General features: G+C 41.2%; 9 protein-coding genes. 5 read left to right on the forward strand and 4 right to left on the reverse strand.

The window, feature by feature from the left end; translation table 11 throughout:
• Positions 1 to 242 precede the first annotated feature (242 nt).
• On the forward strand, positions 243 to 869 hold the full coding sequence (locus CXF61_RS01230) for a GNAT family N-acetyltransferase (RefSeq protein WP_165596867.1): 627 nt from the start codon (positions 243 to 245) through the stop codon (positions 867 to 869).
• A gap of 14 nt (positions 870 to 883) precedes the next feature.
• On the opposite strand, the gene CXF61_RS01235 is transcribed toward CXF61_RS01230, so the two are convergent.
• Positions 884 to 1,093 (reverse strand): hypothetical protein, encoded by a 210-nt coding sequence (locus CXF61_RS01235; RefSeq protein WP_025644536.1) that lies wholly within the window; start codon positions 1,091 to 1,093, stop codon positions 884 to 886.
• A 219-nt stretch (positions 1,094 to 1,312) separates the two neighbouring features.
• Between CXF61_RS01235 and CXF61_RS01240 the strand changes: the two genes are divergently transcribed.
• Both CXF61_RS01240 and CXF61_RS01245 read left to right on the forward strand, forming a co-directional pair.
• Positions 1,313 to 1,681, forward strand: coding sequence for a hypothetical protein (locus tag CXF61_RS01240; RefSeq protein ID WP_165596868.1), 369 nt, complete (start codon positions 1,313 to 1,315; stop codon positions 1,679 to 1,681).
• A gap of 142 nt (positions 1,682 to 1,823) precedes the next feature.
• Positions 1,824 to 2,903: an XAC2610-related protein gene (locus CXF61_RS01245; protein ID WP_165596869.1), complete on the forward strand. Its 1,080-nt coding sequence runs from the start codon at positions 1,824 to 1,826 to the stop codon at positions 2,901 to 2,903.
• Positions 2,904 to 3,024: 121 nt separating this feature from the next.
• Here the strand turns inward: CXF61_RS01245 and gorA are convergent, their stop codons facing one another.
• From gorA to CXF61_RS01260, 3 genes are all read right to left on the reverse strand, one after another.
• A complete protein-coding gene (gene gorA, locus CXF61_RS01250; RefSeq protein ID WP_165596870.1) occupies positions 3,025 to 4,389 on the reverse strand; it encodes a glutathione-disulfide reductase in 1,365 nt (454 codons plus the stop codon).
• Positions 4,390 to 4,563: 174 nt separating this feature from the next.
• Complete coding sequence (locus CXF61_RS01255; protein ID WP_165596871.1) at positions 4,564 to 5,016, reverse strand: threonine/serine exporter family protein; 453 nt, start codon at positions 5,014 to 5,016, stop codon at positions 4,564 to 4,566.
• 1 nt (position 5,017) lies between these two features.
• The gene (locus tag CXF61_RS01260; RefSeq protein WP_165596872.1) at positions 5,018 to 5,806 is read right to left on the reverse strand and encodes a threonine/serine exporter family protein; all 789 of its coding nucleotides are present in this window, start codon (positions 5,804 to 5,806) and stop codon (positions 5,018 to 5,020) included.
• A gap of 133 nt (positions 5,807 to 5,939) precedes the next feature.
• Between CXF61_RS01260 and CXF61_RS01265 the strand changes: the two genes are divergently transcribed.
• Positions 5,940 to 6,221: a DUF503 domain-containing protein gene (locus CXF61_RS01265; protein ID WP_165596873.1), complete on the forward strand. Its 282-nt coding sequence runs from the start codon at positions 5,940 to 5,942 to the stop codon at positions 6,219 to 6,221.
• Positions 6,222 to 6,592: 371 nt separating this feature from the next.
• Entirely contained in the window at positions 6,593 to 7,054 is a 462-nt protein-coding gene (locus CXF61_RS01270) for a DUF2846 domain-containing protein (protein ID WP_165596874.1), read from the forward strand.
• Positions 7,055 to 7,269: the final 215 nt, after the last annotated feature.

Raw genomic sequence — 7,269 nt, forward strand, 5'->3', positions numbered from 1 at the left:
ATTAACGGCAATTTCTTCCTCGTTTATCTACAATTTTTCTCATTTTAAGCCTCACAATCTAATTAATGACATACCTGAGGCTGGCTTAGCGATCTAAGTCAGTTTTTTTATAGTTAAATCTATATAGATCCGCTACATCGTCATCCTTGTTAAGTATACTAATGTATAACTTGAATTCAGTTTTCTTGTATCGAAGTTATTTGAATGCAACTATACATAGACGGAAAAGGAAAAATTATAATATGAGCGAAAATAATATAAATGACAGCAATGTAAACACAGATCACTTTAGTAAAGAGTCGGTATTTTTGCGTGAAGCGACATTGGATGATATTGGCGCACTTGAGCAGTTATTGAATTGCTGCTATCGCGAGACGGCAGGTTGGACCAATGAGGCCGATTTGATCGGTGGTATCAGGACTACATCAGCGGAGCTCGCCGCCGTAATCAATGATCCTAATCACTATTATTTTGTTTATCCGAAAACTACAACAGGCAATCGTGAGGGAGATGAGATGGGTGAGATACTTGGCTGTATCGCTGTCGATATCAAAACGGATGCTGACTCAAATAAAAAAGCCTATATCGGCATGTTTGCGGTACATCCTGAGCTACAAGGGAAGGGTGTCGGCAACGTGATTTTACAAGCGGCTGAGACCTTTGCAGATCGTCATTTACAGTCACTTAATCAGCCTAGCCGTCTGACTATGTCTATACTAAGTCATCGTCCTGAGCTTTTGGCTTATTATCAGCGCCGCGGTTATCAGCTAAATGGTAATAGTATGCCGTTTCCTGTCGATGGCAATAATGGCGAGCCTAAGCGCGATGACTTAGTGCTATTGGAGCTTGAGAAAATCGTTAACGCATAACAGCGGACTTTGCTTTATGCGCCCCAAAAGTGACCAAAAGTCATAAACAGCCCAATGCTGAGCAAGATAAACGCCACAATGATTAAGCGCTTGAACCAGTTAAAAGCAGGCAAGCGCGTTGCTGGGTCGTCAGACATCAAAAATGCAAACAAGAACAATAAACTTGCTGCTAAAGTCATAATGCCTAAGCCAACAGGTAAAATATAAAGGTAGACGGCTACCATCTTGCAACTCTCTTATCGTTTATTAGAATACTGGCATAATAACAGCAAGGAGATTGGACTGTCTGTAAGTCACTTGAGGCTAAGGCATAAAAAGAGCAAATTACTAGCAAGAATAAACGGCTCATCCTAAAAAGCAGTGCTATTGACAAAGAAATTATGTTGGGTTTTAAAGGGTGTTTAGGTATACTTTGAGCACTACCTAATCGAAACGAGAATATGATGAGAAGTATAAAAAAATTAGCAATCATCGCTGTATTGACACCGCTCTTTGCCGCTTGCTCGAGCGGCCCCTCTGATAGTGACGTAGAAGAGCTGATTCAGGCGCAGTATGACAATGCCAATAGCATCATGGACGATGCAATGGTGCAAGCGGGCGATGATGAGATGGCAAAAGCTGTGAGCGGCATGATGGCAGGTATGATGCCAACGCTTGAGAGCGTAGACAATGTCAGCTGTGATACGACTGAGGGTGACAACACTTATCTGTGTACCGCTGATGTCACGCAAACCATCGGTGGCAATAGTCGTACTGATAGCGGCGCTTTTAAGGTCAGTGATGTCAATGGCGAATGGGTATTGACGCCATAGTGGTTTATAAAACTGCTTAAATTAATGATATAAACAGGGCGCTTAAGTAGCGCCTTTTTTTTGCTTAACAAGAGCTAATCAGTGGTCTATATTGTTCTAGAAGGCCTATGATAATAAAAAATAAGCGAATAAGGAGTACGCAATGTCTAGCAATATTCTATCTAAGGTCTTGTTTAAAAGAGCATTCAGAGCAACGACAATAGCAAGTGGCTTCCTCGTGTTTACGTCAACATTGTCAGCTACGGCTCAAGCTTCAAATCAGCACTATCAAATTGAAGAGTTTTCTGACGATTACTCTGCCATCATTATCCCAACAGAGGATGAAGATGGCGAGTCAAATAGTATTATTAAGGTTATCAATGCAAAAACTGGGCAAACCATGATTAGTCAGCCTGCTAGTCTCGATATTGAATATGAGTTGGACAACAGTAAAGAGCGTCAACTAAGCGACAAAATTAGCGCTAATATTGCCAATAGGTATTATGGCGAGCATAGCGTACTGATATACGATGACTTTAATTTTGATAATCAAAAGGACTTAGCACTAAGAGATGGACGCAATGGCTGTTATGGTGGACCTTCTTACCAAGTCTATCTAAAAAAGGATAATACTTTCATTCATAGTGATGGATTTACGGATCTGGCACAGGGATACTGTGGTTTTTTTGGCATCGATAAAGACAGTGAAACCTTGAACACTATGACCAAAAGCGGTGCTGCGTGGCATCAGTTTTCAGAGTATAAGGTGATCAACGATGAACCAGTCGTTGTCCGTATCATTGAGGAGGAGTGGAATAACAGAAGCCTGCTATCTATTACTGAAAGCAAAAAGATCAAGGGCAAAATGAAGGTCGAGAACTATGAAATGCTACCACCTTATGTCGAACAAGCAGAAAACCCATTTCCCTATATCTATATGCTGACAGTAGATAATGATAAAAAAATGGTGCTCGATAGTCAGTATAAAGATGGCAGCGAGCAATTATATTATGCTTTTGCAGATGAGGAGGGCCGAATTGAGCTGCTTTATGAAGGACAGTTTGACTATGATAAAACAAAGAAAACACTGAGCTTCACCAACAGACCTGTACTTTATAAAATTAATAATCAAGGCATCACGGTAAAACTACCTAATAATACGGTTCAGTTAAAACCGCAACCTAAAAGCGTGCTTGGCAGTTTAGATAATGTCGTTCAGTTTAAGAATGTCAGAGTAAAATAAAGAATATTGAAGTAATTCGTTAAAGCGAGATATAGTCCTCAAACCTAGCAAAAAAGGCGACTCCTTCAAGAGTAGCCTTTATAATAAATTGCTTAGTACGACTATCAAATCAACGCACATACTAACGCATCGTCACAAACTCTTCTGAACCAGTTGGATGGATGGCAACGGTATTATCAAAGTCAGCTTTAGTCGCGCCCATTTTAATCGCGACAGCAAAGCCTTGAATCATCTCATCGACGCCAAAACCAATACCATGCAGGCCAATGACTTTTTCGTCATCGCCCAAGCATACTAGCTTCATGGTGCATTTTTGACAATGTTGAGTGACCGCGCTATACATATCGGTAAAGCTTGAGGTATAACACTTGATGTTTTCTTTGCCATAGCGTTCTACCGCGTCGATTTCAGATAGCCCAATCGTACCGATAGCCGGATGAGTAAAAATCACGGTCGGTATCAACGAGTAGTTCAAATGCTCGTTAGGTTTGTTGTTAAACAAACGCTCTGATAAACGACGACCTGCGGCAATCGCTACGGGCGTTAAATCTACGCTGTTCTCGATAATATCGCCAACTGCATAAATACCATCGACATTGGTATTTTGGAATTTATCGACTTTGATTTTACCAGTCTCAGTCGTCGCAACCCCTGTCACTTGCAGATTGATACCGTCTGTCGATGGCGCGCGACCAATCGCCCATATCAAGCAATCGACAGTATCGATACAGTCTTCACCGCCATCGTTGGTGGTCAAATCCAGGCTGTCATCGTCATTTTTATTGACTTCACTGATCACCGTATTGGTGTGTAATTTAATGCCAGCTTGTTCCATTTCTATCAGCAAAGTCTCTACGATAGTATGGTCAAACGTACGTAGTGGCGAGTGTTTGCGCACATACAAATGCACATCGGCACCCAGACTGTTTAACACGCCTGCGATCTCGACAGCGATATAGCCAGCACCTACAATCGCCACGCGTTTTGGCAAATGATTCAACGCAAAAAATCCGTCAGAGTCGATGCCGTATTCTGCACCTTTGATATCTGGTTGAATCGGATGACCGCCCGTAGCAATCAAAATGTGATCAGCGGTAATCAGCTCGCCATTCACTTCTACGGTATTGGTATCGACAAACTTGGCAAAGCCTTTGATCACTTCGACGCCGTTTTTTGCCAAGTTATTGTCATAAGCGCGGTGAATGTTTTCGATATATTGTTGGCGGCTCTGTACCAGTTTTTGGAAGTCAAAACCTTTTAACTCAACATCAAAACCATAGTCTGGTGCATATTTATGGATGGCTTCAGCTACTTGCGCGCCATACCACATGACCTTTTTGGGAACGCAGCCCAAATTCACACACGTGCCGCCCAATTGGTTGGCTTCGATAATAGCGCACTTTTTGCCATAGTTTGCTGCACGGTTGAGTGAGGCGATGCCGCCGCTACCGCCGCCAATGGCGATATAGTCATAATGTTTGGTCATAATACGGTCTCTTTATTAAGTTGCTATTGGTGCTGTTTCCGACTCTACTGTAATGGGTCTTATCATTCATCTTACAAGTTTTTTATGGTTAGCGTATGTTGAATCGCTTGACTATAAACGCTGGTTGGTTAAGAAAAGCCTAGTATTTAGATATTTAAATCTACTCAAACCCATTTATACAATAGGACGACGTCTATAAAATAACAGTCCAGGGATAGACAAGCCAAGCACCAATCCTGAGGTCACAAACAGTGCTTCAAACAAATACACCATCATTTGGCTAAACAACTCGTCTGAAAAGCCAAAGTAACCTATCTGTACCATACTGACCATCGCTTTATAGGCGGCGATACCAGGCATCATGCAGATGACGCTAGGCGAGATGAGCGCTTTGGGCGGCAGAGTATATTTCTTAGAAAAATACACACCCAAAAAGCTGGCAAGCATTGCCCCAAAAAAGCTAGCAACCACGATATGAATGTGCTGATAAACGAGAGCTGTCTTTAACCCAAAGCCAAACGCTGTCATCAGTAAACAAGGCAAGATATAGCGTTTGGGTACGCTAAACATCAGCGTCCAACCAAGGGTGATGATACAAGACAGTACGACGGTCTCAATAAACCACATCTTAAAACCCCCAGTGCTGTATGCGAAGTAAAACCAATGCCATCACGATACCGACACACGCGGATAAAGTGAGCATATAGGTAAAGACCGCACGCCCAACGCCAATATTGACATAGCCTTTTAGGATATCGGACAAAGAGTTAATCAAAGGAAAGCTAGGTACCAATAGCAGTACACTGGAGGCAACAGCGATATCCGCATTATTACCAATATCAAAATAATAGGTCGTCGCCCCAATCAGTGAAGCGATAAATGCCGTCACAATGACAGTGATAAAAGGGTTAAAGTGGTGCTTGGAGAGATAGATACGAGTAAACATCGCCACCATACCAGCGATGAAAGTCACCGCTGTAATCGACCAACTACCGCCATTCAGATATGCAAACGCCGCACAAGACGCACCAACAAACACGCTTACTAACCACGTTGGATACACGGTCTTATCCAACTCATCAAAGGCAAGGGTAGTGCGGTCAATCAAGTCATTATGATCGACAGTGGCTTCAGTCTTATTGACGATTTGCTGGATTTGTACCAATAAATTGACATTGATGCTCTGATTGATCGTGTCTCTGGTAGTGGTGATACAACGCTCGTCACAGATAGTCGTTAGGGTAATGGCATTAAAGTTCAGCGAACATTCGATGCTATTCATTCCTAAGGCGATGCCTAAGCGTTTGCATAAATCTACTACTACGGCAGACTCAGCACCATATTGCATAAGAAGTAAGCCGCAGCGCACGCATAATCGGGTAATGTGCTGCTGCTTTACGTAACTGATAGAGGTCATGAGTGAGATACGCAGGTTGGTTGGTATTGATACACTATTATAAAGGGTCTGGATGCTGACGCGCAGACAATATCAGCCATTATCGAATATTATATTGGATGCTATTATAAAAATTTTTGGCAAGGAGCATAAAATGCATATCGCTATTTTGACTTTGACGTTTTCATTGACCGGTTGTGGCTCGCTAAAAGAAAAACGCCACCGTATGGGCGGCTTGCACGCGCGCTTTGGCAATACGCCAAGTATCGCGGTATGTGAAAGCGGGGAGCGTGATCGGCATGACGCGAGCGAATGGACGTTTGTGATCGTCGGCTTGTCTAAACGTGAGGTCGAGTCGCAATGTAGTCAAATTGAGGAAAAGCTAGAACGTACGGTAGATGCAAGGGTGATGAATGTTGAGAGAGAGTTTGTTTAGGAAGTAGCTTTTATAGAAAAACAACACCTAATCTGCCATTTTAATCACGTCCAAGTTATGCTCTGTGAACACGATGTGACCACGTTTAATCTATCAGCATCACCTGAGCCTAATAAAAAATATATTTCTGAAATAATATAAGGAAATTTAGATAAATTATGTTGAGTTTTATAGAGATAATCTGTATTGTATCGTAACAAAATTTATACATTATAGTTCAAGTAAAGAGATCGCATCAGACGTTTATATATTATAAATCAAGCGTCAAGATAATAATGAGTTACATGGTCTAAGGTTTGATTTCTCTATGGTAAACCACAATGTTATTAAAATTTTGTCAGTCAGATAAACTTTATTATTAGAGAAATATTATGCTAAAGAAAATCGCTTTTTTAACCATGACATCAGTCCTATTTGCTGGTTGTGCTTCTATCCCTACAGAGCAAACGCATGTATCTGATGTATTAAAGCAGGTTCAACCACCTTCAAACGATAAAGCAGGACTATATATCTATCGTTCTAACAGTGTCATAGGTGCAAGTTTGAAGAAAGATGTTTGGATTGATGATGAGTGTGTTGGTGAAACAGCGCGCGGAACATTCTTTCATCAAGAAGTGCAAGGAAATACGACGCATAAAGTCTCTACTGAGTCTGAATTTTCTCCAAACGATTTGATGGTAAATACTACTGCGGGTCAGAACTATTTTATCCAGCAATACATTAAGCCAGGTGTGTTTGTCGGCGGGGCTGGACTGAAATTGGTTTCAGAAGCTGAAGGTAAAGAAGCGATATTAGATCTTCAGCTAGGCGTAAAAGGTAAATGTAGCAAATAATAGGCCTTATTCTATTATGAGCTAAACTATAATAAGTTCTTGTTAATGTATCGAAAAAGCATCAGCAATTAAGCTGATGCTTTTTTAATGGTTCAGAACAAAAGGGTTTTTTAATTTGACTAACTATTAGGGAGTTTCCTAAAAACTGTGTAACTGCTTATAATCCATTAACAGGAGAATAAGCAATGACTACTCAATCTGACATTAAAAAACTG

Source organism: Psychrobacter sp. 4Dc, assembly GCF_002836715.1.
Taxonomy (GTDB): Bacteria; Pseudomonadota; Gammaproteobacteria; order Pseudomonadales; family Moraxellaceae; genus Psychrobacter.